This window comes from Sphingobium sp. UBA5915 (genome assembly GCF_002431195.1).
In the GTDB taxonomy this organism is placed as follows: Bacteria; Pseudomonadota; Alphaproteobacteria; order Sphingomonadales; family Sphingomonadaceae; genus Sphingobium; species Sphingobium soli.
The window spans coordinates 1-21,485 of record NZ_DJDV01000106.1 but is presented as its reverse complement, the minus strand read 5'-3'; the positions used below and the strand labels follow the sequence as shown (position 1 = coordinate 21,485).

At 65.6% G+C, this 21,485-nt stretch carries 25 protein-coding genes and 1 pseudogene; 4 read left to right on the top strand and 22 right to left on the bottom strand.

Annotation, left to right across the window (positions count from 1 at the left end; all coding sequences use genetic code 11):
• Positions 1 to 13: 13 nt before the first annotated feature.
• Positions 14 to 772, bottom strand: coding sequence for a helix-turn-helix transcriptional regulator (locus tag B2V90_RS19375; protein WP_293922877.1), 759 nt, complete (start codon positions 770 to 772; stop codon positions 14 to 16).
• A gap of 92 nt (positions 773 to 864) precedes the next feature.
• Between B2V90_RS19375 and B2V90_RS19370 the strand changes: the two genes are divergently transcribed.
• The 3 genes from B2V90_RS19370 (at position 865) to B2V90_RS19360 (ending at position 2,395) form a co-directional block, all read left to right on the top strand.
• A complete protein-coding gene (locus tag B2V90_RS19370; protein WP_066776641.1) occupies positions 865 to 1,293 on the top strand; it encodes a VOC family protein in 429 nt (142 codons plus the stop codon).
• A 318-nt stretch (positions 1,294 to 1,611) separates the two neighbouring features.
• On the top strand, positions 1,612 to 1,881 hold the full coding sequence (locus B2V90_RS19365; RefSeq protein ID WP_293922873.1) for a hypothetical protein: 270 nt from the start codon (positions 1,612 to 1,614) through the stop codon (positions 1,879 to 1,881).
• A 373-nt stretch (positions 1,882 to 2,254) separates the two neighbouring features.
• Complete coding sequence (locus B2V90_RS19360) at positions 2,255 to 2,395, top strand: hypothetical protein (protein WP_231372554.1); 141 nt, start codon at positions 2,255 to 2,257, stop codon at positions 2,393 to 2,395.
• Here the strand turns inward: B2V90_RS19360 and B2V90_RS19355 are convergent.
• The 13 genes from B2V90_RS19355 to B2V90_RS19295 all read right to left on the bottom strand — a co-directional run bounded on the left by B2V90_RS19355 (position 2,380) and on the right by B2V90_RS19295 (position 14,396).
• Positions 2,380 to 2,784: a hypothetical protein gene (locus B2V90_RS19355; RefSeq protein WP_010409157.1), complete on the bottom strand. Its 405-nt coding sequence runs from the start codon at positions 2,782 to 2,784 to the stop codon at positions 2,380 to 2,382. The genes B2V90_RS19360 and B2V90_RS19355 overlap by 16 nt on opposite strands.
• 96 nt (positions 2,785 to 2,880) lie before the next feature.
• Complete coding sequence (locus tag B2V90_RS19350; RefSeq protein WP_010409155.1) at positions 2,881 to 3,372, bottom strand: hypothetical protein; 492 nt, start codon at positions 3,370 to 3,372, stop codon at positions 2,881 to 2,883.
• Positions 3,369 to 3,866, bottom strand: coding sequence for a hypothetical protein (locus B2V90_RS19345; RefSeq protein ID WP_010409153.1), 498 nt, complete (start codon positions 3,864 to 3,866; stop codon positions 3,369 to 3,371). Before B2V90_RS19345 ends, B2V90_RS19350 begins: the two co-directional genes overlap by 4 nt.
• A complete protein-coding gene (locus B2V90_RS19340) occupies positions 3,863 to 5,017 on the bottom strand; it encodes a nuclease-related domain-containing protein (RefSeq protein ID WP_010409151.1) in 1,155 nt (384 codons plus the stop codon). The genes B2V90_RS19345 and B2V90_RS19340 overlap by 4 nt, the downstream gene beginning before the upstream one ends.
• The gene (locus tag B2V90_RS19335; protein WP_010409149.1) at positions 5,014 to 5,871 is read right to left on the bottom strand and encodes a CsgG/HfaB family protein; all 858 of its coding nucleotides are present in this window, start codon (positions 5,869 to 5,871) and stop codon (positions 5,014 to 5,016) included. The genes B2V90_RS19340 and B2V90_RS19335 overlap by 4 nt, the downstream gene beginning before the upstream one ends.
• Entirely contained in the window at positions 5,864 to 6,193 is a 330-nt protein-coding gene (locus B2V90_RS19330; RefSeq protein WP_293922870.1) for a hypothetical protein, read from the bottom strand. Before B2V90_RS19330 ends, B2V90_RS19335 begins: the two co-directional genes overlap by 8 nt.
• A 26-nt stretch (positions 6,194 to 6,219) precedes the next feature.
• On the bottom strand, positions 6,220 to 6,429 hold the full coding sequence (locus B2V90_RS19325) for a hypothetical protein (RefSeq protein WP_010409146.1): 210 nt from the start codon (positions 6,427 to 6,429) through the stop codon (positions 6,220 to 6,222).
• Between the two features lie 91 nt (positions 6,430 to 6,520).
• The gene (locus B2V90_RS19320; RefSeq protein WP_066759990.1) at positions 6,521 to 7,282 is read right to left on the bottom strand and encodes a hypothetical protein; all 762 of its coding nucleotides are present in this window, start codon (positions 7,280 to 7,282) and stop codon (positions 6,521 to 6,523) included.
• Positions 7,269 to 8,042, bottom strand: a complete 774-nt coding sequence (locus B2V90_RS19315; RefSeq protein ID WP_241762958.1) for a type IV secretion protein — start codon at positions 8,040 to 8,042, stop codon at positions 7,269 to 7,271. The genes B2V90_RS19320 and B2V90_RS19315 overlap by 14 nt, the downstream gene beginning before the upstream one ends.
• Before the next feature lie 270 nt (positions 8,043 to 8,312).
• On the bottom strand, positions 8,313 to 8,549 hold the full coding sequence (locus tag B2V90_RS19310) for a hypothetical protein (RefSeq protein ID WP_037447296.1): 237 nt from the start codon (positions 8,547 to 8,549) through the stop codon (positions 8,313 to 8,315).
• Positions 8,550 to 8,551: 2 nt separating this feature from the next.
• Positions 8,552 to 11,626 carry a MobF family relaxase gene (mobF, locus tag B2V90_RS19305; protein WP_293922867.1) on the bottom strand — a complete coding sequence of 1,025 codons (3,075 nt, stop codon included), beginning with the start codon at positions 11,624 to 11,626 and terminating at the stop codon, positions 8,552 to 8,554.
• Between the two features lie 3 nt (positions 11,627 to 11,629).
• Complete coding sequence (locus B2V90_RS19300) at positions 11,630 to 14,119, bottom strand: type IV secretion system DNA-binding domain-containing protein (RefSeq protein ID WP_293922866.1); 2,490 nt, start codon at positions 14,117 to 14,119, stop codon at positions 11,630 to 11,632.
• Positions 14,106 to 14,396, bottom strand: coding sequence for a hypothetical protein (locus B2V90_RS19295; RefSeq protein WP_016509826.1), 291 nt, complete (start codon positions 14,394 to 14,396; stop codon positions 14,106 to 14,108). The genes B2V90_RS19300 and B2V90_RS19295 overlap by 14 nt, the downstream gene beginning before the upstream one ends.
• 524 nt (positions 14,397 to 14,920) lie before the next feature.
• On the opposite strand from B2V90_RS19295, the gene B2V90_RS19290 reads away from it, so the two are divergent.
• Positions 14,921 to 15,139 (top strand): hypothetical protein, encoded by a 219-nt coding sequence (locus B2V90_RS19290; protein WP_037447303.1) that lies wholly within the window; start codon positions 14,921 to 14,923, stop codon positions 15,137 to 15,139.
• Positions 15,140 to 15,316: 177 nt separating this feature from the next.
• On the opposite strand, the gene B2V90_RS19285 is transcribed toward B2V90_RS19290, so the two are convergent.
• The 8 genes and pseudogenes from B2V90_RS19285 to B2V90_RS19250 all read right to left on the bottom strand — a co-directional run.
• Entirely contained in the window at positions 15,317 to 15,874 is a 558-nt protein-coding gene (locus B2V90_RS19285) for a hypothetical protein (protein ID WP_125962576.1), read from the bottom strand.
• 622 nt (positions 15,875 to 16,496) lie between these two features.
• Positions 16,497 to 16,664, bottom strand: coding sequence for a hypothetical protein (locus B2V90_RS19280; RefSeq protein WP_293922857.1), 168 nt, complete (start codon positions 16,662 to 16,664; stop codon positions 16,497 to 16,499).
• Positions 16,665 to 17,249: 585 nt separating this feature from the next.
• Positions 17,250 to 18,242 carry an SLOG family protein gene (locus B2V90_RS19275; RefSeq protein WP_293922855.1) on the bottom strand — a complete coding sequence of 331 codons (993 nt, stop codon included), beginning with the start codon at positions 18,240 to 18,242 and terminating at the stop codon, positions 17,250 to 17,252.
• A gap of 572 nt (positions 18,243 to 18,814) precedes the next feature.
• Positions 18,815 to 19,288: a hypothetical protein gene (locus B2V90_RS19270; RefSeq protein ID WP_016510716.1), complete on the bottom strand. Its 474-nt coding sequence runs from the start codon at positions 19,286 to 19,288 to the stop codon at positions 18,815 to 18,817.
• A 137-nt stretch (positions 19,289 to 19,425) separates the two neighbouring features.
• Positions 19,426 to 19,764 (bottom strand): single-stranded DNA-binding protein, encoded by a 339-nt coding sequence (locus tag B2V90_RS19265; RefSeq protein WP_010409121.1) that lies wholly within the window; start codon positions 19,762 to 19,764, stop codon positions 19,426 to 19,428.
• Positions 19,765 to 20,452: 688 nt separating this feature from the next.
• Complete coding sequence (locus B2V90_RS19260) at positions 20,453 to 20,860, bottom strand: hypothetical protein (protein ID WP_035386729.1); 408 nt, start codon at positions 20,858 to 20,860, stop codon at positions 20,453 to 20,455.
• Positions 20,835 to 21,146 carry a prevent-host-death family protein gene (locus B2V90_RS19255; protein WP_016510718.1) on the bottom strand — a complete coding sequence of 104 codons (312 nt, stop codon included), beginning with the start codon at positions 21,144 to 21,146 and terminating at the stop codon, positions 20,835 to 20,837. Before B2V90_RS19255 ends, B2V90_RS19260 begins: the two co-directional genes overlap by 26 nt.
• 139 nt (positions 21,147 to 21,285) lie before the next feature.
• Positions 21,286 to 21,485 (bottom strand): annotated as a pseudogene (locus B2V90_RS19250) (DUF736 domain-containing protein); the annotation flags it as partial.

Sequence of the window (21,485 nt, the reverse complement as noted above, 5' to 3'; positions counted from 1 at the left end):
CCGCTTGGGATGGTCAATTGGGAAGATTAGGCGTCGTCTCACTGTCGGACGGGCAACCGCTTGGAAATGGTTGCAGCACCGGCGTCTGCTGGGATTGAAAGCGGGCGACAAACTCGGCCATCATCGCCCCGTTGCGTCCGTTGAAATGGTCATCCAGCGGTCGGCAGCCCTTGACCCGCTCCGCGCGGAAGGCGCGGTAGTCACCTCGGACTTCGCACCATGCGCCGATCATCGTTACATGGCTGAAGAGGTACAGGCCAAGCGGCCAGATCGTCCGCGTCGTAGGTGATCCTTTCGCGTCCTGATAGTCGATACGCAGCTTGCGCCCTTCGCGGATCGCTGCACGGATTTGGGGAATGTGATCTCCGAAGCTGACGCCGTCCTCCAGCGGATGCGGGACCAGCAGCTTGGCAATCCGAATCTGGTGCAGCACGTCGGGCGGGACGACTGCCTGCACCTTGGCCAAAGCGTCCTCCGCCCCCCGCGCAAGATCGGCGTCGCCGCGTTCCATCACCATTGCCAGTCCCAGAACGATCGCGTCGATCTCGCCCGAATTGAACATCAGGGGCGGGAGGTCGTAGCCGGTTCGCAGGACGTAGCCCAAGCCTGCTTCGCCCTCGATCGGCACGCGCGACGCCTGGAGCGTGACGATGTCGCGGTAGATCGTCCGCGGCACGACCTCCAGTTCTCCAGCCAGTTCAGAGGCCGTCACCGGCGCATTCGCACGGCGCAGGATTTGGATGATCTGCAACAGGCGATCGGCACGACGCATGTGAGGTCTTCGCTCCCCGTCACTACTGACAGAACGCTGTCAGTAGCACCACGCTACATTGGATCCACCCAACAAATCGAGGAGCCTGGACGGTGAACCCCTTTGAAGACACCATCATCGATCACCTGAACATTGGCGTGTCGGACGCGGCGCGATCGAAGGCATTCTACGAGGCGGCGCTGGCGCCCCTTGGGCTCAAACTCCTGCACACCTTCTCGCCTGAAAACGCTGAACAAGGCGGTGAGCAGCAAAAGACGCAAGGAACGATCCACGGTTTCGGCCGGCAGTACAAACCGCTGTTCTGGATCGTAGGTAACGCACGGGTCGGGGAAGCCACCCATTTCGCGTTCAAGGCGCGAACGCGCGCGGAGGTGGATGCATTCTACACCGCAGCGCTCAAGGCGGGCGGCACCGACAACGGCGCGCCTGGCATCCGGCGTTATCACGAAAACTATTACGCCGCCTTCGTTCATGATCCGGACGGGATCAACATCGAGGCGGTCTGCAATTCTCCCGAATGAGCGAAGCCGGTCGGCGGGCAGTTCGCTGTTGAGCGCCCGCCGTCTCACAATGGATGGTGAACCGGGAACGAGCACGCATCAGCTTCACTCCAACGACCACGCTTTAACCTCGTGGGAAGGCTATCGCCTCTAACTGGCACAATGCGCGCCATCTTGTTTCTAGCACCATCGCTTGCCTTGTCGGCATGTGGGTCCAGCGGAAGTGCCACTTTCGACCAAATGGCTAGCTCGAAATGGTCCAATACTCTGGAGGCTTGCGCTAGTCAGTTCACCACGTTCGCAGACCGCACGATACGTATGCGCTATCCAGACGGCAGCATGGACTTCGGTAAGATCGTCACGGTTGGTGATGCACCGCCAAGAGATACGATGCTGACCGTCGAGCCGTCTGAAGAGATAAAGAACGCCGCCGAGAAACGAACTGCTAAACGCCTACCCGATGCTGTGACTATGGGTTTTCAGCTAAACGGCGATCGTTTGCATCTTAGAGCCATGGTTGGTGGCGACCACGGCGAGATCGGGGGAGAGGTTCTGCCGGGGAGCATCGAGGGGCGGCTGTTCAATCTGGTAAGGTGCCCTAGCCGATAGCCCCTTTCCCGAAAACGAGGTCGCGTGGGACGGCTGACGGCGGGAAGGCGCGCTCGATGGCAACGAGGGCGCCATTTTCCCGAAATGTGTTCCCGATTGGCTTTTCCCGAAACTGCCCGGTGCAGATGGAGAAACGGGACAACCTATGGCCGTCTGATCGACCTCCCCTTGGCGGTCGAAGCTGTTGGCAGATAACGTGAGTGCGACGCCTCGTTTGCGAGCAGCGCCGGATGATGGCGAGCACATTGGCAGCTAATTCGAGCACGGTGCCACGCGCCAGTGGCAGATAGCGTGAGCAGGAAATAGCGCTGTTGGCGAGCAGACACCGCTACGATTGCAAGCCCCTACAAATATCCGTCCCAATCCGGGTGACATGCCCGAGAAGGCGACGTTCATCCCGAAGCCCTTCTCGGCTGCGATCGTCCACGAGCACCTCCGCAGGACGCTGCCTGACGGCAAGAAGCCCGCGCCGCTGAAGAATGCGGTGACGACGCCGGTTCAGCCGGGAGCCTGAGCCACCCCTGCCGAGGCGAGCAACTGCGCGTCGGTCGCGTCGCGGTTGTCGATCCACCATTTGGCGTCCGCGATGCCGAGCAGCGCCGCGCCGGTTTCGACGCTATCGAGAGGTTGATCCTTGCGCAGCAAGGCGATCCGTTTCGCGCGAATGGTCGTTGCCCAGCTGACCTGTCGTTCCGAGCCGTTGAGCGGCGCCAGCGACAGATGGGCAACGGCTTGTTGCGAGGCCGCGGCGTCGCGCTCGTTCTCTTCCTGGCGCTGCTTGCGGTAGCACGCGCCGCAGACCGTCGTGCGCAGCCAGGTGGCCTTGCGCTCCTGCTGCGACGCGAACCCGGCAATGAAATGGGTTTGCTCATGGCCGCAGGTGTGGGTGATGCGATGGTCCATGACGTTCAGCCTGTCATATGGGCCGGATTTGTTCCAGCGGGATTGAGTCGAGCCGTTCGGTTCCGGCGACCGATGCTCGCGGCATGAAGATGGCGATCACGACCCGAGTGGGCTGCTCATCACCAGCACGGTCGCGCGCGCGATCGGCGCCGGCGCTACGCCGGCTCTGAAGGGGGCGACCGCCCCCCACCGCAGCGACTTGGCGACGGGGCGATAGCTGACCGGATGGATGCCATCCCGGCTCGGTTGCGCCCGCAGCGGGATGACGGTGTCGCCGAAACGTGCCGCGATCGACGTGACAATGGATGACGCGCGCAGGTCGTAGGGGGCAAGCCAGGCCACCTTGACGGCGGTGGTTCGCCGCCTGAGCGCAAGAAGGTTGGTTGGGAGCGCCGGACTGGCGGCATCGTTCGACCCGAGTGCGATGAGGGCGACGGTGGCGGCCGAAGCGCCCCTCACCCGCCGCTCGATCTCGGCCGAACCGGCACCCACGCGCGCATGAACCTCGCAGCGTATGCCCTGTGCTGCCAATGCCTGCGCCGTGCCGACCGCGGTGCTGTCGCCCAGGATCAGGCAGAAGGGAATCATGGCCGACCAGCCTGATGGGCAAGCGGTTTTCGTGGAGTGGTCATGTCGCCGTAGGCAAGTAGCCCGAAGATGGCGACAGCACAGCCGGCGATGCCGAACGCTGCGCGTGCCAGCCCGATCAGCCGCGCCTTGCGACCCTTGCGAAGGTGGTTCCACCCTCGATCGAGCGAGGTACGCCAGGACAGCCAGCCATCGCCGATATCGCTCGCGCCGAACATCGCGATGGGGATCGCGACGGCCAGCATGATATGCCGGATGTCGGCGCGGGCGATCACGATGGCGAGAAAGGTCGCGACCAGAATGAACAGCGCGATGGCGTTGATGACGCTGTAGAGCGGGCGCAGCCGAAAGATCCGACGCGAGGGCGCAGCGAGGTAGCGCACGATCGGACGGCGGCAGGTGTCGCAGACCAGCATGTGCTGCCCCAGCGGCCAGCGGCGCATCGCCTCATGGCAATACGGGCATTCGGGCCGGGGCAGGCTGATCATATTCATGCGACGTGGCCGACCCTGATCGCATCGGGAAGTGCAGCCCGGATCACGTCGGCGACGTCGGGCACGCAGATCCAGTTGGAGAATCTCGGGTTCCAGATCGCCTTGCCCTTGCACAACGCGGAAAGAACCTCCCTGCCGATCTCATCGTCGCGCGCGGCCCGGAATGCGATGCGGCCATCTGGCAGTGTCCGCTCGACGATCCCGGCGCATACCTCGATAGGTGCGCCCGCCTTGACGGGAACCGCCTTGGCAGGGGGCGATACCTCCAAAACGGTGCATTCAACCGCTACCGATGTGGAGGGACTTTGCGCCGGATGAACAGTGACAGGCTCTGCCTCGACGTACGGCGGCAATTCCGGCACAGACGCGGCCTGGACGATGGGCATGTTGATCGGCCCAGACGGGTCGCCGGTATGAGACGTATCGGCGGCGTCCGTGCTGTCAGGAACGATGCCGAGGCGGGTATAGATATCGCCCTCCTGGACATGGTCGGCGATGAGCTGGTCGGCGATCTCGACCATCTGCGCGGCGGTGACGCCGGTCGAAAACATTCGTCCCAGGGGCGATGACCCGCCGAACGGCACCCAGGCTTTGTAAAGGTTGTCGCATTTGTAGATCGGCTCGTCGCTGCCGATTTTGGAACGGTCGATCATCGCGGTGGGCGGAACGGACACGAATACGCCGACCTCCGCGAACGCCCTGTCATGCCCTTTTCGCTTCAGCCACGCCTGCAGCACCTTGCGTTGTCGTTTGGCCTGTTCGACCGGATTGGGGATGTTCTGCGGCTGACGTTGCGAGCGATACCAGACCATCCATTCGCCATGCTCGTTCTTCGAGATCCGGCCAGAGTAGTTCTTGGATTCGAAGATCGAGGCGGTGCGCGACGCCCGCGACAGCAGGATATGATCGAACTGCGCGAACCCGCCCTGCCCGTCCGGCAGGCGCAGATCGTGGATAAGCAGGTTGCGGTCGTTGTCAGGCCCGAATTGGTGATCGAGCATATAGGCGGTCTCGCGCTCGCCCCGCATCCCCTGGCGATGGTTCCGCACCGTCGATCGCACGCGCTCGGGGAGAGCCGCGAACTCGTCGGACGCCATCACTTCGTCGGCAAATGCGATCTCGGCCGCGCGGGTCGATTTCTTGCGGATCATCGTTTCGGCGTTCCCGGATTTGGCTGCGGCAGCGGTTGAACCGCCTGCGCCGGTAGCGGCGCGGAGGCGGGAGGCACCATTGCGGGCGGCTTGGCCGGCACCAGCCTCGCCTCGAGCCGTGGCCGTGCATCCTCGATCAGCTTGCGGAACGCATCGAGCGTCGCCAGCGTGGTGATCTTGCCGATGTCGGTCGAGGCGTAGCTTCCACCGAGCGCACCCACGCCAAGGCCGAGCAACAGCCCACCGCCCACGACGCCGATATCCTTCTTGCGCGCCGACCCGCTGGCGACCGCTTCCTGGATGCCGGTGTTCACGTCGACCAGCGTCATCAGCACCTGGCTTTCGAGTGTCTTCGACTTGAGCCCGACCGCCCCGCCGAACACACCGCCGACCCCGCCCCCGCTCTCACGCGACTTGGCGTCGGAATAGACCACCTTCACCTCGATCAGATAATCCGCCTTGGTGACAGGCCGGGTTGTGGCAGTCCCGCCATTGATCGCGCGTTCGCGTTCGAGCGCGCTGAACGCCTCGCCGCGATCGGCGACGCGGAAGCAATTGGATCGCGCGATCATCAGCTTGACCAGTGGCAGCGCGTCGACGCGCGCGGTCGAACCGCCGTTCTGCATCTCCGCCATGCGCATGAGCGCCTGCAGTTGCGGCGACAGGCCATCGGCCGGGTTGGCGGCCTTCTCCTCAACCAGCGCGGCAACGCCGAGCGGCACCTGGCATTGCGGCACGGCGGTCGTCTCGTCGACGCCGGTGCCGCCCTGCCCCAGCTTCTGGGCGTGGGCCATTGAAGGTGTGACGGCCGCGAGCGCGGCCGTCACGACGAGCATGCGGGTGCGATCAAGCACCGGCGCCCGCCTTCTTCGCATGCGCTGCGGGATCGCAGATCCCGGCACGCTCCTCGTCCGCCGCAACTTTCTTCGCGGCTTCGTCACAGTCCTTGCAGTCGGGACAGTCCGCGCAGTCCTTGCATTTGCCGTTGTGAAGCGCGTGCGCGCGATAGCGCGCCTTCTTCGCCTCGACCTCGCGCGCGGCATCGGTGCCGGCATGACTTCCGGCGAAGCTCGCCATCGCGGGCAGGACCGGCGCCGACGACTGCGCGCTGGCGGCCGACGGCAAGGCCACGGAGAGGGCGGCAAGCCCCAGCGCGGCGATCATCTTCAGTTTCATCGTGTGTACTCCTTCCCTGGCCGTTTTCAGAAGAAACCGTTGCGTCGGCCGTCGCGACGGTCATCGTGGCGGGCGCTGCTGTCGCCCAGCGCCGAGCGCCGGACCTCCAGCTCAACCCCGTCCCCCTTGCGGCGAATGCGGACATCCTGCGGGGCGATGTTGTTGCGCTTCGCCCAGCGGTCTGCGTCGGCATCCGAGCCGAACTCGCCCATTTCCTCGAAATCCCAGTTGCTCATGTCTCCTGTCCCGGTTGATCGCCGTGCCGGCGCGCGGGGGCCGGTCCTGGCGGTGCGATGCGAAATCCCCGCGCGTGGATGAAGGACAGTGTCACTGGATCGAGGCCGGTTTGGCGGCGATGCGCCGGACCACGAGATTGCTGTCGGCCCCCAGACGAAGATCGAGCGTGTGCCCGACCCGTCGCGTGAACAGCATCACGCCGGCAACCTCGTCGTGCAGCGTGCCCTTGCCGAAGAAGGTCCGAGAATCTGCCCATTCGCGGCCGTGGATGAAGCGGACGCGATATTGGCCGAGCGGGGCTGGCACGGTGACACGCTCGAAGGCGCGGACATAGACCGACAGCCGGTTCTTCGCCGTCGCCGGATCGAGCAGCTGGACGATGCTATTGTCTGCCCCACCCTGAATGGTCAGGTGGCTTCTGACGGTTCGCAGGTCGACGCTGGAGGAGACGGCGACCGTTCCCGATTCCGGAAAACCGGTGTTCGTCCCCACGATTGACGCGAACAGGCTGGAGGTTGCGCGCTTGATCTGGCCCTGCCCGGCCCAGGCCGCAAGGACCAGTGCGATGGCAACACCGACGCCCAGCGCCTGCCAGTAAGGGGCCGGCGTGAAGCGCGGGCGGGGCCGCCATCGACCGCGCTGATAATCGTGGCCCCTGTTCCTGGCTTCGAACCACGACCCTTTCGATCCGCCAGATATCCAGCTCGCGCTCCCCAGCGGCACCGATTTCCTGAACCCGAAGCGGTTCAGCTCGACCCGTGCCTTGCGATCGTTCCATTGCGTCGCACCGGGATCGAGCCCCTGCCGCTTGCGGTAGCGATCGCGCATATAGTCGCGATCATCGATGCCCATCGACCACCTCCATCGACTGCGAGGGGAGAGCCAGGGGAAACACGTCCATTCTGGACAGCATCGCGTGATCGCGCAGCGAGGCCTCGACGGCGACAACCTCGCTCGAAGTCAGTCCAGGTTCGCGTCGTACGAACAGGATGGTCGACGCCGATCCTGCCAGCCAGCGCGCGATGGAGATCCTGGGCATCAGCCGGTCGTGGTCGGCGAAAGCGTGGGTCGCTCGTCGCACGCCGGCCAGCACGGTCATTCCCCAACGCAGGGCGTGACCGTTTCCAGAATCGTGTCCCGCCGCCTCTGCGACGGCTTCTGGCGGGAGATCCCGTATCAGATCGCGGACGGCCGAAAGGGTCGCACCAGGTTCATCGCCGGCATGCTGGATCGCGCGGAGCAGCACATAGCGCGAAGCGCAGGTGTAGCCCGAGCAAACGTCAGGATCGTCGGGAAGGAACGCTTCGATCGCGGACGAGCGTGCATAGTCGCTCGGATGGTCTGCGAAGAAGTCCCAGTTGCCGCGCGCGGGGTCGATCAGCTGGTCGCGGACCTGGTCGGCGAGTTCGGCGATCGCGTCGCCATCGCCGAATACCGCGAGCCGGCCCCCGTCACCGGCGCGGACCGCTTCAAGCGCCGCTGCCGTCAGATCCGCGGTTTCGGCGATCGTGAGGGTCGCGTGCGTCGGCTCGGGTTGGCGCCGGAAGCGAAAAGGGAAACTACCGTCCACCGGGCGTACCTTGGGTTGCGGGCGGAACGAAAATTCCACCATCGGTGTGGAGCGACGCGCTGACGATTCCGCATCCGACCGCCCAGGCGAAGGTGAAAGCCGCCACCACGGCCGCCAGGAGCCCCGCCTGACGCAGCCGGCGCGTCAGGGGGACGAGCACGCGCGGCGCGGTTGACCGTGGCTCCACGGGCTTCCTGCGGGCCTGTTGGAGATGCTCGGACGCGCCCTCGATCGCATCGCAGGGCGGCGTGTCGAGCCGCGAGGTCCGGCCGATGCGGGGAGCCCCGTGCATATAGTCGCGGTCGGCGAGGCTCATCGTGCTGGCTCGGGCCGGACCCGGAGGGCACGCAGCGCGCGGGTGAGCGGCAGGAGTAAGACGTAGGTCAGGCCGAATATCGCGGCCATCGCGAGCGTTTCGCCGCCCCAGTCGAGCGCATCGTCGCGCCGCGCGAGCTGGCTGCATTGCGCGAGCGTATGGGTGTCGAGATCGCAGGCGTGCCAATGTTTCGTGGCGATCACCTGATCCCAGGTCGGTGGCGACGTGGTCATGCTCATAGCTCCAGTCCGATGTCCTTTTCGGGGTAGGGAAGTTCGATTTCCGGCTTCTCGACGCCGATCCGCAGCGATGCGGCTGCAAGGGAGGGATCGTTCTTGAAATCGGGCGGCTGCCGCTCGACGGTTTGGCTGACGTCGGCGCTCGGCTCGCCCCCAACTTTCTCCGGTCCGCGATCGAGGTCGGGCGGCAGCGAGGGGTTGAACGTCTCGCCCGCGCCTGCTTTCGCCGCTGTGCCGGCAGCGCCGCGATCGGGATCGATCGTCAGCGCGCCGGTGGTTTCGAGCGCCGAGGTCTTGTTGCCCTCGTTGCGCTCGATCGCGGCGGTCAGCTTCTCGCGGTCGTCGGTGAACAGCTGGATGTCGTCGCGGACGCGCGTAACGGTGACGTTGAACAGGCGTTGGTTGGAGAGGTTAGATTCCTTGTGGCTCATCACCGCGATCGCGGTATCGGTGGTGATGCCCTGCGCCGCGTGCATGTTGAGCGCGTAGGCGAGGCTGATCCGCTCCATCATCGGATCGCCCGCCTTCAGCTCGTGGAGCGTGCCGTCGCTCGCCTCGACCCTGATCCCCGACGGGTCGGCCGAGACGACGCGGGCGATGTCGTTGTTGTTGAGGCCGCGGTCCTTGTCGTTCTGCGTCCAGCGGATCCTGTCGCCTTCGTGCAGCCGGATCTCCTCGCGCTGCGCGAGCTGCATCGCATCGGTCTTGTCGACCGGCGATATCTTCTGCGGATCGAAGGTCCGAACCCGGTTGCCGATCTGGACCTGGACGCGGCCCTTCGCGTCGACGCCGAGCACGTCATAGGTGCCGGGGCTGAGGCCGAGTTCGCGCATGGCATGGCGCAGGTCGATCACCTGGCCCGGCTTGTAGGTATGCGCGTAGCGCAGTTCCTCACGCGTGACGTTGACCTTGTCGAGGACGGGCGTAACGACGCCCTCGCCCTTCAGCGCCCCCTCTGCGGCGAGGCCGTCCTGGATGCGCACGTTGAGCTCGGCGCGGGCGACGCGGCCCGAGGAGAACATCGCGGTGGTCTCGCGCTGTTCGGTGGTTAGGCCCAGCCAGTGTTTGGCCGCGGCCTTCACATGCTCGGGGTTGGCGGTGACCTTGTCGCCGAGCATCGCCATCGCCTCGCGCACCTCGCCACGGTTGGTCAGCGCAGCGACGGTGCGCAGCTGCTCGGTGCGCTGGCGCAGATTCTCGTCCATCCGCGCCATCGTGATCCCGCCGGCCTGCGCGAGCGCGAACGCCTTGCCGGCGTCGACCGCGGTGATCTGCTGGCGATCGCCGATCATCAGGAAGCGATCGACGCCGAGCGCATTGGCGATGCCGACCAGGTGCTTCATCTGGTCGGAACCCACCATCGAGGCTTCGTCGAGGATCAGCGTCGTGCCGGCGAGCGCGTCGCGCGCGCCGTCATAGCCCGCTCCCTTCCCAGCGAGCGCGTGGCGGGCATAGCTGTGGACGAACGAGGAGACGGTGCGGCTCTCGATCCCGGCTTCCGCGCCGAGGCGATCGGCGGTCGCCTTCATGAGCGCGAGGCCGACCACCTTGCCGCCCTCCTGCTCGACGTTGCGCGCGACGCTCGCCAGCATGGTCGACTTGCCGGCGCCCGAGACGCCTTGGACCGCGACGATACGATCGGCGGAGGTCAGCGCCATCGTCGCGGCCGCCATCTGGCCTGCGTTGAGTTCCTTGTCGCCCGATGCGGCGTTGATCCGCTCGATGACGGTGTCGGCGGAGACGATCACCCGCCCCTCCCCCTTGCCGCGCTCGATCTCGGCAAGGATACCGCGCTCGGTCGCGAGCGCCTCGGGCGTCGTGACATGGGTGACGACGCCGTCGATCCGGTCCTCCTTGCCCGGGATCAGCTTCTCGTTGCGGATGAGCTCGGAGACGCGCGCGTCGACATGCGCGGCGGTGACACCCTTCAGCCCGAGGTCGAGCGCGGTCCGGGTGATGTCGGGCACGGCGAACGCGGCTTCGCGCTGGGCATGGATGCGGATCGCGGAGGCGACGGCGTGCTGGGCGCGCAGATCCACCGGCGCGATGCGCAGTCGGTCGAGACCGCTGGCGACGAGCGGATCGGCGGATCGGAACCACTCGCCCAGGCTTTCGCGGATATTGGCCAGGACGTCACCGAGGCGCTCCATCGGTCGTTGCTGGGCATCGAGGCCGCTAGTGCCGGCACGCTCGCGCGCGGCATCGACCAGTGCCTTGCCGTCGAATCCGAGCGCGGCCGCCCGGTCACGCCATTCCTGGCGCAGGGCATCGCGATCCTCGACGTTCAGCTTGGCGTCGCGGGTATTGTTGGTCACCTTGCGCAACGCCTCGGCGGAGGTGACACCGAGCTCGCCGGCTTTCGCCAGGATATCGGCGCGCCGCTGGCTGAAGGTGTCGATCACCTCCTTAGGCACGCCGGCGATCTCGAACTGGCCGTGCTTGCCGGTGACGCTTGTTTCGTAGCCGATCTTTGCCAGCTCGGCGCGAAACTGGGCGTGATAGGCCGCGCCGATCGTGGTGTTGTTCTTCCAGAGCTGCTGGTTGTGGAGCGCCTGCCATGCCCCGTTCGCCATCTTGGTCATGTTGGCGATAAGGACGTGGATGTGGCCCTGCGGATCGAGCGCGCGGCTCGTGTCGTGCTGGAACAGCGCATAGACGAGGTTGCCGGTGCGCACCGCATCCCCTGACCTGGACTGATCGTAGGTGCGGCCTTCCGCGAAGGTCTTCTCGACCCAGCCCATCGTCGCCTTCACCGCGTTCATATGCGCCGTGAGCACACGGGCATCGCCTGCGACATAGGCCATGACGCTCGCCGACTTCGGCATCGAGAAGGTCAAGTCGACGCCGAGCCGGCGACCCGGGATCTGCCCGACCTTATCGCCGTCGGGCGTCTCGCCGTTGAGGATCTTCTCGAAATCCTCCTTGGTCACCTCGCCCTTGAGGCCAAGGTCGGCCGCGCCCACCCCGCCCCAGGCGGTCGCCTCGGACGAATGCTCGGCGGTGTAGTAATCGTCCTTGGCGAAATACTGCGCCGCGCCGGACGCGGATTTGACGGAGGCGACCGACAGCATCGGCTACATCCCCATGTCCATGTCGCCATCGATCTCCGGCGAATGATCCGGGCCGTGATGACGATGGTGGTGATCGGGATCGCGCTGCGTCGCAAACCCATCGCGCAACTCACGGGTCGCTTGGTCCTCATGGCGGTTGCCATCTTGCCGACCGAGATCAGAGCCACTCATTGGTCGTTCGGCGTCCGAGCGTTGCGCGTTCGGGCCTGCCGTGAGCGTTGGCGACGCCCCCGGATCGGGAAGCCTCAGACCGATCCGCGCGTCGCGCACCTTTTCGGACGCGACGGGAACCGCTGGCTCCGCTGCGCGGACGGCATCGGCGCCGGTTGGGCTGGTCGTGACGCCCTTCCCGGTTACCTGATCGATCACCACCGGCAGCGCCCCGGTGACCTCCATCGCCGCAGCCGCCTTCTCCGCCTCGCTACGGGGCTTCTCGGGCTGAGCGGCGGTCAGGTCCGGCTGTTCTCGTTCCCTTGCCTCTACGCCTCCCACGGGCCGCGTGGGGGTATGTTCCCGGCCGCCCTCACCCCCCTCATCCGCGACCTTGTTCCGGGCGGTCTGACGACGCCGGTCTTCCGGCGAGACGTATTCGGTCGGCTTGAAGTTCTTGCGGGGAACCGCCCCCGGCGCGACCTCGGCATAGGACCGGTACTTGAGTTCGATCCGCGCAGCGGGGAAACCGTCGGGAAACTTCACGAAGCCGTGGAGCGACGGCAGGTTGTTGATGTCGTCGGGGATGACCAGCGGTTCGATCGCGGTACGCGGTGTGAGCGTCGAGGCGTCGCGGGTATTGTTGTAGCCGTAGCTGTATGCCTCATCCATCTGACGGACTTCCCGGCTGCCGATGAACTCGGAGCATTTCTCGGCCGTCGTGCGATCGGCGGTGGCGAGGATCAGCTTGGTGCGCGCGAGGCCGGTGAGCGCGGTCGCGTTCTGCAGGCCATAGGTCGCGACCAGCTTGTCGAACGAGTGGATGCCGAGGACGAACGCGCCTCCGAAGTTGCGCGCCGACTGGAGGCCATGCTCGATGCCGGGCAGCGCGTGGAGCGCGTGTACCTCGTCGAACAGATACCAGGTGCGCAGATCGCGCGTCTTGGGCAGGCGCATGAGGTTGTTGACCGCGAGGTCGATCCACAGCGTGAACAGGCCGCGGGTCATCTCCAGGTCATTGTACGAGCCGGTAATGAACATGATCGAGCCGTCACGATTGTCGGTCGCGATCCAGTCGCGGATCGAGAAGGCGGGCGGGCCGCCCGGGACGGGGTCCGGCATGAAGCGCAGCGCCTGTCCGTTGACGTTCAGGACTGATCGGATCGACTCCGCCATGCGGGCCGCTTTCTCCGTCGTCAGCGGGGCCGCGATCGTGTCGTCCAGCTTGGCGTTGATCGACTTCAGGTCAGCCTGCATCAGGTGATGCGCGATGGCGGCATTGTTGGCCTCGCCCATCTCCTGAAGCTTCAGGCACATCTCGATGAACAGCATGCGTGCGGCGTTCTGCCAGAACGGCTCCTTGTCGTCGGGATGCGAGGGGATGAGGGCCGAGGCGGCCGACACGAAGTCGGCATAGTTGCGGCACTCGTCGAACAGCGTCCACGGCGCGCAACGCTCGTCCATCGGGTTGAGGATAACGTCGGTTTCGGGGTTGTAGAATGTCTCCACGAACACCCCGGTAAGGTCGAAGATGACGGCGCGATGCCCGCGCGCACGAAGCTGCGAGACGTGGCTGCGCAGCTGCGTCGTCTTGCCGGTGCCGGTGGTGCCGATGAGCATGGTATGGCTCTGTTCGAGCCGCCACGGATAGGGGATGCCGGCGATCGTATAGGGAACGTGGATGCCCCGGTCGATGCGATCGAGGATTGGAGCCTTGGCGACCAGCTCCGGGACGTATGGGGGCTCGTGCTCGGCGCACTCGGTTCGGAACTTGCGCCGGTTGTGGCCGCTGACGGTTTTGACGAGGACATCTCGCTCGACCAGCAGGGCGCCGCGGTTATGGCGTTCCTGGAGCATGTCGCTGCCGCGCTTGTTGGCCCACATGATGAACCACATGATGAGCGGAGCGGCGATGAAAGCCGACATGACGAGCGTCGTCAGGAAGATTTTGACGGTTTTAGCCCAGGCGTGAACGACATGGGGCTCGTAGGGAACGTAACCGATCGGAACTTTCGTCACGACGCCGTTGGGCAGGGTCAGGTTGATAAGGTGGAATCTGTCCGCGCCGACCCATGTCCAGATCGCCGAGTAGAGCTTCATCAGGTCGAGCTGGAACTCATGCTCGGCGAGGCCCAGCCAGACGAAGATATTGAACAGGACGATGAACGTCCCGAGCCAGATCCAGATCGGCACCTGGAGGCCCGCCCAGGTCATCTTGTACTGGCTGGCAAGCAGCTGCGAACCGCGGGTGAAATTGCCGGAGTTGCGGGTGATCCGCCCCCGCGCTGAATGGTGCTTTACCGTCGCCGCCTGACCGTTGAACCGGATATCACCGCTGCGCATGGTGAACCTCCACGCGCTCCTGGGCGATGTCGATGATCTTCTCCGCGTAGTCGGGATGCTCGCGGGTAACGATGAGGTCCATCGAAGCCGACAGTTGCTCTAGGATGAGCAGGACGCGACTGACGTTGAATGAATGGCTCGCGACCGCCAGTGGAAGTCCGAAATGAAAGACTAAACGGGACGCCTCCGAGCGAGAGCATCCACGCTCTTTCGCGAAGCTGTCCAGGGTCGCAACAGCCTGACTCGAAAGCCTGAAGCCGACGTGGTGTGTAGTCATGATCCATCCACTCAACTGGTGGATGGTGGGGATTTCGGAGCCGGAGGTTTAACACGCGATTTCAGACATCGCCATAGAAAACGTATTACATGCCGAGAACGTCGAACTAGACGCCATTTCAACGGGTTAGCGAACTCCGGCTAGGCTTTTCCACCATGAGAACACGACACACCCTGTGAACAGACCGTATTTCAGGCACTTAACCTGCGGCGTGCCGCGTACGGTGTGCAAATCCTTAGGGACTGTCGCGGTGGTGGTGGCATCATGGCTGGATGTCCGATCATTGGACCGGACTCCGGGAGGGAAAGCGCCGCAGGCAGGCGATCATCGGGCAGGACCGAAGGGGGTTGGGCGGAGCAATCCCGCCCCACGACGGACCTGGCCGCAGGGCAGTGTCCGTCGCCCCATGCTGGTCCGGTAAAACCGGACCAGCGAGCGAGTATGGTTGTCGCTATTGTGCAGCTGGGTAGGTGCTGGCATCGTACAACATGGAGGCTGGTTCACGATCAGAAAAGGCATGTCGAATGGCACGGAGTATCGAGCAGGAACGGGCGCAGCTTGAGGCCGATGAACAGCGGCTCAACGAGCGTCGCAAGCAACTCGCCGATCGCGAGCGATCGGGGTTGTTGAAGGAGGTTGAGAAGTCGGGGCTGATGAAGGCCGATCCAGCCCAGTTCAGCGCCATCATCGGGGCGATCAAGAAGCTCGGGATCGACGAGACCGTGAAGCGCCTGACCGCGTAGCGGGTCAGCGCAGGAGCGGGCTCAAGCCCATCAAGCAAAAAAGGGGAGCAGCCGTAAGGCGCTCCCCTTTTCAATGCCTGGCCGAAGCTGGCGATGCTTCGGTCCATTGAGGCAAAAGAATGGGGAGCATCGAGGCGAAGCCCGATGCCCCCCGACGCGATGGTGACTGGAGGGAGGCTATCCCCAGACCATGCGTATCTCGTCACTGGTAGCGACCTGAGCCGCGAGCGAGTCGAACCGCTCGAGGTAACGGCCATCATTGAGGTGGCCTAGATCGCGGCGGACGTAAGGCTGACCCAGAGTATCGCGCAATTCGGTAATGGGTATGCTGCCGCGATTGTCGTCGGCAAGCCGGAGCGCGTCGAGGACGCGATAGGCGTTGCCGTTGGCGAGGTTGATCTCCGATGCGCCGTCGGGCGTGGTGGCGACGTGCATGGTGATCGTGCGGGTTGCATCGTCGCGCCAGAAGCGGACGTTGAGTCCACGAAACTGGGCTTCCTCGACAACGGAGATGACACCAACGTCGTGATCGAAGATCGCGCAGATTGATGCGAGCGACCAGGGGCACACGCGGGCTTCGAACGAGCACGACACCAGGGGGTCATCGTCCTCGTCTTCGAGAAGCTGGCCACGCTCCCGGGCGAAGGCGCGGAACGCGGCGAGCTGGCGGGCGGTGATGACGGCGGGCGCGGCATCGGCTTTCCGATCGACGCTGAGGAAGAAGGTGATCGACATGGTCTGTCTCCCATTGGAACCATCATCCCCGGTTTCCCTCCCCTTCCGATCCGTCAGGATCGGCATGGCCGATCACGGGGTCATGGGTCGGTCCGCAGGACCGGGTGCCCGAGCGATGCGTAGCTGGTGCTCGCAATGCGCAGGCATTGCGGCACCGCGAGCGAGCCGGGCATTGGTCGGACTGCGCCGGTCGATGCGTAGCGAGCGCGACACGCGCAGGCGTGGCCGCGATGCGAGCGAGACGGGCGCGGTCGATAAGCGGGTGCGATCGGCACGAGCGAGGCGTAGCGAACCGGCGATCCGAAGGGATCGTCGTGAAGCGAGCGAGCCGTGCCGGTCAGCCCATACTCGATCGCATCGGCACGGCGCGATGCGCAGCGGCAGCGCAGGCGATGCGACGGCATCGCCGCGCCCGCCAGCGAGCCGTGCCGATGCCGCAGTCGAGACGCCGGCTGAGCCGCGACGGTCGATGCGTAGCGAGCGTGACACGCGCAGGCGTGGCCGCGATGCGAGCGAGGCGATGCGACGGAGTGACAGATCGATCCCGGCACCGGCGAGGCGTAGCAGGCAGTGGCAATGCGACGGCATCGCCCTGCCGCGAGCGAGCCGTACCGATCCTCCGTCAGGGATCGACCGCGTCAATTTCGATCAGGCGTGCGGTGTCGGTCCTCGAGATGATCTCATAGTCGTCCGACATGTGGGTGTAGTGGCCACTGCGAACCTCGCCGATCGTCGCGCATGTTCCGTCCGCCCAGAGAGCGTAGTCGTCGTTCGAGATGGGGTCGGTCATGTCATTCTCCTTTTGCTGACGCGAACCGTCCGGCATGCGGTGTTCAGGGCGGTTGATGCCGTTGACCGGGAAGCCGTGGCGAGCGCAGCGAAGGCAGGGATCCCGGTCAACGCTCGAGAGCGGGGGAACCGATTTTGTGCTGGCGGTCCGCTGAGCGGAGCGATTGCGGACGGGCAGCGCAAAATTTGGGGGATCGCGAAGTCTCGACGGCCCGTGATACCCGCATGCCATTCTGTAGTGAGGCGAGCAAAGGATAGCCCTTTCGGGGTCGCACCGGGGTTTTCCAAGGGTCGCATCGGCCGAGGCGTAGCGCGCTGGTCATCGCACTCAGCGATGACCGCTAAGCGAGCGAGGCGATGCGACGGAGCGACAGATCGATCCCGGCACCGGCGAGGCGTGGCAGGCAGCGGCAATGCGACGGCATTGCCCTGCCGCGAGCGAGCCGTGTCGATCCGGCAACGCGGTGCGATCGACCGCAAGGTCAGTCCCACGCGGCGCGATGGGGCTCGATGCCCCGGAGCGCCGCCCAGGGCGACGTAAAAAAGGGGAAGGACTCCGGTTTCCCGGAGCCCTTCCGTGAGTGCGTCAGGCGCGACGGCCGCGCTGGCTGGGCTGCACCGGCGCCTGTCCGTCCTTGCGGAAGACGTGGAGCGGTACGCCGGCGGTTCGCAGCTTGCGCGCGAAGTCGATCTGGACGCCCGATCCTTCGCAGACGATCGCTTCGACGGGACGCAGCGAGGCGATGCGGTCGTTGCGGAGGAACCCGCCCCGGTTGCCGTGGCGCTTGTCGAGGAACATGCGCACCACCTTGACCTCGCGCGAGGCCGCCCACGACGCTGCGATGGCGTCGGCACCCTTGTTCATGGCGGTGGTCATCAGGACCATCGACGGGATGCGACGCTTGATCTGGTCGAGGCGTTCGAAGAGCTGCTCGTGGTCGTGCCATTCCATGCCGCCCGAGAAGGCGACAATCGGGCCGCTCGGGTTGTGCTCGTCCCGACGCTTTGCCGCGCGTGCCGCCAGATAGTCGGCACCGTCGATCATCGAGGCGGTCAGCTTGGACGACACCCTGCTGCCGCGGACGGTCGAGAAGGGCCGTCCGGTCTCGACGCGATACACGTTCCCGGCGTGGTCCCGCATGCAGCGCATCGCCTCGGCGCAATTCTCGAGGGTCTGGCAGAGCAGCTGGGTTTCTTCGAGTTCCACCGCGTAGATCTCCGAGGGGTCGTAGCTGCGCACCAGGTCGCCCAGCTTCTTGGCGGCGTCATCCTCCCGCCCCTCGATGCGCTTGGCCACCATGTGGAAGCTGTTGACGAAACCCCATGCGAGATCGGCGGCGAATTCTTCCATGCGGGTGTCGCGGAACACGTCGAACATCGTCGCCAGCATCTGCTCGACGGCGTGCGCGGCTTGCTCCGGGTCGGGCATGTCCAGCTTCTCGGCTTCGCTGACGATGGAAAGCTTGGCCATCTCGCTCGCCTCGATGAACGCCCCCTGATAGGTCTCGGTGGTGTCCTCGTCGGCGCGGCGCTCGTTGATCGCGCGGCCCATGTCGTTGAAGTTGCTGTACTTGGTCATGATAGCCTCCATGAGTTGAAAATCTCACCTTCTCTCGGTGAGGAATCTCATCCGGCATGCGGCGGTCAGGGCGGTCAGGGACGTTAACCGGGAAGCCGCGGCCCGCAGGGTCGCGGACCCCGGTTAACGCTCGCGCGCGGGGGAGCCGATTTTCTCGTGCCCTGGAGGCGGAGCGAAGCGGAGGCGGAAGGGTGCGTGAAAATTGGGGGGACCGCGCGTCCTTGACGGCCCGCCAACCCCGCATGCCAGACTTCCTCATCACAGAGAGAGAAAATATTATGTTGTGGTGGGCACGCCGGGTCGGACCGAGCACGGGCGGCGGTGATGCGCCGCCAGGCGCAGCGCCGCAAAGGCAGCGCCAGTGAGCCCGGGAGGGCGAGCCAGCTGCCGCCGCCCGCGCGCAGGACGCCCGGCGCCGGCATAGGGATCGTCACCCGCAGGGCGGAGACCCCGCCAGGGGGCTCCGTGAGGCCCGCCAGGGCCGAATAGAGCCCGGTCCCGCCCACAAGGCGGGACGCCCCGCCCTGCCCCTCTACGGCCGTCCCACAGCCAGCACAGCAGGACCAGCAGGATCAGTCCCATTCATACTCGCCACCGTCATCCCCGGCATCGTAATCCGGCATTTCCTGGATTCCCGGATCATCCGGATCGCGGTGTGCATCGGGGTCATCGCCGTGCGGGTCGGTCTGGATATCCGGTTCGCTTGCGAACCGGATATCTTCATCGACCCGGTCAGCAATGTCCGGCTCGACGGCACTGTCATCGTCGAGCCAGCAGGGGCGCGGACAATGGAGCAGCTGGTGACCGCGATGGACGAAAGGCTGGCCGTTCATCAGGACGGGGCGCTCGGCGAGACGCCGGCAGGGCTCGTTGCGGCGGTTGCGGAACCCGCACGGCACCGCCAGCGGCGCGAGCGCGACGGCATGGCCTTCGTGTTCGCCGCTGGCTCGTGCCTGCTCGTCGACCGGAGCGACCGGGTCCGGTGCCGCAGGCATCGGCTCGGGCGCGAACGGGTCGCCGTCGAACATGTCGCGCTGGACGGTCATGGAACTGGACCTTTCAGGTGAGCGCGCGCGGGCGCAAGGCCGCGGTGCGAAGCAACGTGGCCGAAGCGTCCGAGCTGGCGATGAAGAAGCAGGCGCGAAGGGCGACGCCCGCAGGCGCCGCCCGGTTCGCTGGCCGGTCAGTAGAACTCGGCGCGATCGGCGATGATCTCGCAGCCGTAGCGGTCGTTGCCGTCGCTGTCCTGCCAGCGGGTGTAGTGCAGGCGTCCCTCGATGGCGATGAGGTCGCCCTTCTTGCGGTTGCCGGCGATCGCCTTGGCGAGGCCGTTGAAGCAGGTGACCTTGTGGTATTCGGTCTCCTTGACGGTGAAGCCGTCGTCGCCTTTGTAGGTGTGGCCGTCCTTGTTGAGCTTCGGGCGATCGGTCGCCACGAAGATGGTCGCGACGCTGGTGGCGCGATTGACTTCGCGCAGTTCGGGGGTGCGGGTCAGGCGGCCGACGAGGTTCACGTTGTTCATGGCATTGCCTCCTTGGGTTGGTCGGCGGTCCGTCCGCCGGTGTCACCTGAAGGGCGTCGCGGTTCGGGGCGTCGCACCGGAGGGCGAGCTGGGCCGGCGCGCAGGCGGCGGGCCTGGTCGACCGGAGGGGAACCCCTTTTGCAGGGGTGGTGCGGGCAGCCGCGCGAAGCGCGGCAACACGGCCCTGCCAAAGGGGTTGCGAGGCCCCGGGGCGCGGCGCAGGTGACACGAAACGGCGGATGGGCCGTCGATCAGCCCAAGGTTCCCGCAGGCATTGCCATGGACAAACCTCGTGAACCGCTCATGTCGGTCGCCTGACCCGCACCCCCGAACGACCCGGCGCGAAGGCAGGCGTGCCGCCAGCGTCGCTCGCTGACCGACGTGGTGCCGCTCCGAAGCTCGACAAGGACGGCCGCGCCCGGGCGACGACGCACCGGCAAGGAGACCGGATGCCGCAAGGTCGCCCGACGGCCGACCCTCGCCAGGGCGATCGCCGGCAACCGCATCGGACCTGGGCGTCCTCATCGCCATCGGGGTTAAACGCCTGCCGATACCCGCTGGCAGGACAGCGACGGCTTTACGCGCCGCCCGGCTGCGAGATCATCGCCGATTGTGATGATCTATCCGTCCGGTCAGCGAATCGGGCGGCGTCTGCGGGCGTCGTCCTTCGGGTTGGCGTAACCAACGGTCAGCGTCGATCGGTTACCCGGACGGCGCTTGCCTGGACGGCACGAACGATCTTCTGAAAATACGTCGGGGGGCACCGCCCATAAATGAAGCTGCCGGTCCTCAGGTCGATGACATCATGGCCGCGCCAGTCGAAATCGTTGACGTCGTTGACGACGACGTGGCTTTCGCCGGCGCGCGGCAGGCCCATAGCCTTGGCGACCGGATCGGGTATCCGGTCGCTGCGAGAGGATCGCGCCTCCCCCTTCGTCGTGATGGGTACGACCGCGACGCCTCTGGCATCTGACGCGATTACCAGAACCGGGCGTTCCTTGACGCCCTCGTCACGACCGGCAGCCGCTTCATGGGCAAACAGATAGATGTAGTTGATGACATCGCCGGGTTCAGGCGGCGGTGTCGACGCGCTCACGCTCCCACCGATCGTCGGCGAGTTCGGCTTCTGTCGGGAGCGAGGCTTCAAGACGGGCCGCGAAGTCATCCGGGAATGTCCCTTCGGTATAGACCCGGCGATTGCCGTGGATCGCGCGAAGCGCAGCTTCGGCGCGGTCGAGGTAATCGGCGCTGACGACGGCGGCGAAGCGCCGGTTGCGCTTGGTCAGGATGACCGGCGCGAGCTGGCTCTTGTCGACGTAGACGCCCGGGGTCTTGTGGAAATCGGTGAGATTGACGGTCTCGTCACTGGCGGTAGCAGCCATCAGTGCCTCCTGTGGATCACGCGCATTATACGCAGTATGCGCGGAATAGCCAGAAACGACAACAGGGACCGCTTCGGTGATGAAGCGATCCCCGTCGGGGTGGCGACACGGGCGACGCATCAGCGCCGCCCGATGCCGGTCAGACCGTTTCGTCGACCGGCGCGGTGCTGGCGCCCAGACCGTCGCCGGTGTCATCGCCGGCGCCCGAGGTCGCCACGTCACGGCCATCGGCGGTGAAGGGCAGCGCGGGTTCGCCGTCATCCGCCTTGACGCCCAGCGCGGCACCGACGTCGCGGCGCTTCTGGGCGCGCTGCCACACGACGTTGTACGAGCCGTCGT

Excerpts from the sequence above, each read along its gene's own strand:
- B2V90_RS19320 (WP_066759990.1), bottom strand. The coding sequence starts at position 7,282 with ATGGGCATCGATGATCGCGACTATATGCGCGATCGCTACCGCAAGCGG.
- mobF (WP_293922867.1), bottom strand. The coding sequence starts at position 11,626 with ATGCTGTCGGTCGCCTCCGTCAAATCCGCGTCCGGCGCGGCGCAGTAT.
- B2V90_RS19310 (WP_037447296.1), bottom strand. The coding sequence starts at position 8,549 with ATGACCACGTCGCCACCGACCTGGGATCAGGTGATCGCCACGAAACAT.
- B2V90_RS19355 (WP_010409157.1), bottom strand. The coding sequence starts at position 2,784 with ATGGACCATCGCATCACCCACACCTGCGGCCATGAGCAAACCCATTTC.
- B2V90_RS19375 (WP_293922877.1), bottom strand. The coding sequence starts at position 772 with ATGCGTCGTGCCGATCGCCTGTTGCAGATCATCCAAATCCTGCGCCGT.
- B2V90_RS19325 (WP_010409146.1), bottom strand. The coding sequence starts at position 6,429 with ATGAGCAACTGGGATTTCGAGGAAATGGGCGAGTTCGGCTCGGATGCC.
- B2V90_RS19270 (WP_016510716.1), bottom strand. The coding sequence starts at position 19,288 with ATGACCGTCCAGCGCGACATGTTCGACGGCGACCCGTTCGCGCCCGAG.
- B2V90_RS19300 (WP_293922866.1), bottom strand. The coding sequence starts at position 14,119 with ATGCGCAGCGGTGATATCCGGTTCAACGGTCAGGCGGCGACGGTAAAG.
- B2V90_RS19275 (WP_293922855.1), bottom strand. The coding sequence starts at position 18,242 with ATGACCAAGTACAGCAACTTCAACGACATGGGCCGCGCGATCAACGAG.
- B2V90_RS19340 (WP_010409151.1), bottom strand. The coding sequence starts at position 5,017 with ATGATCCGCAAGAAATCGACCCGCGCGGCCGAGATCGCATTTGCCGAC.
- B2V90_RS19265 (WP_010409121.1), bottom strand. The coding sequence starts at position 19,764 with ATGAACAACGTGAACCTCGTCGGCCGCCTGACCCGCACCCCCGAACTG.
- B2V90_RS19255 (WP_016510718.1), bottom strand. The coding sequence starts at position 21,146 with ATGGCTGCTACCGCCAGTGACGAGACCGTCAATCTCACCGATTTCCAC.
- B2V90_RS19330 (WP_293922870.1), bottom strand. The coding sequence starts at position 6,193 with ATGAAACTGAAGATGATCGCCGCGCTGGGGCTTGCCGCCCTCTCCGTG.
- B2V90_RS19365 (WP_293922873.1), top strand. The coding sequence starts at position 1,612 with ATGGACTTCGGTAAGATCGTCACGGTTGGTGATGCACCGCCAAGAGAT.
- B2V90_RS19345 (WP_010409153.1), bottom strand. The coding sequence starts at position 3,866 with ATGAATATGATCAGCCTGCCCCGGCCCGAATGCCCGTATTGCCATGAG.
- B2V90_RS19290 (WP_037447303.1), top strand. The coding sequence starts at position 14,921 with ATGGCACGGAGTATCGAGCAGGAACGGGCGCAGCTTGAGGCCGATGAA.
- B2V90_RS19315 (WP_241762958.1), bottom strand. The coding sequence starts at position 8,042 with ATGGTGGAATTTTCGTTCCGCCCGCAACCCAAGGTACGCCCGGTGGAC.
- B2V90_RS19360 (WP_231372554.1), top strand. The coding sequence starts at position 2,255 with ATGCCCGAGAAGGCGACGTTCATCCCGAAGCCCTTCTCGGCTGCGATC.
- B2V90_RS19350 (WP_010409155.1), bottom strand. The coding sequence starts at position 3,372 with ATGATTCCCTTCTGCCTGATCCTGGGCGACAGCACCGCGGTCGGCACG.
- B2V90_RS19285 (WP_125962576.1), bottom strand. The coding sequence starts at position 15,874 with ATGTCGATCACCTTCTTCCTCAGCGTCGATCGGAAAGCCGATGCCGCG.
- B2V90_RS19280 (WP_293922857.1), bottom strand. The coding sequence starts at position 16,664 with ATGACCGACCCCATCTCGAACGACGACTACGCTCTCTGGGCGGACGGA.
- B2V90_RS19295 (WP_016509826.1), bottom strand. The coding sequence starts at position 14,396 with ATGACTACACACCACGTCGGCTTCAGGCTTTCGAGTCAGGCTGTTGCG.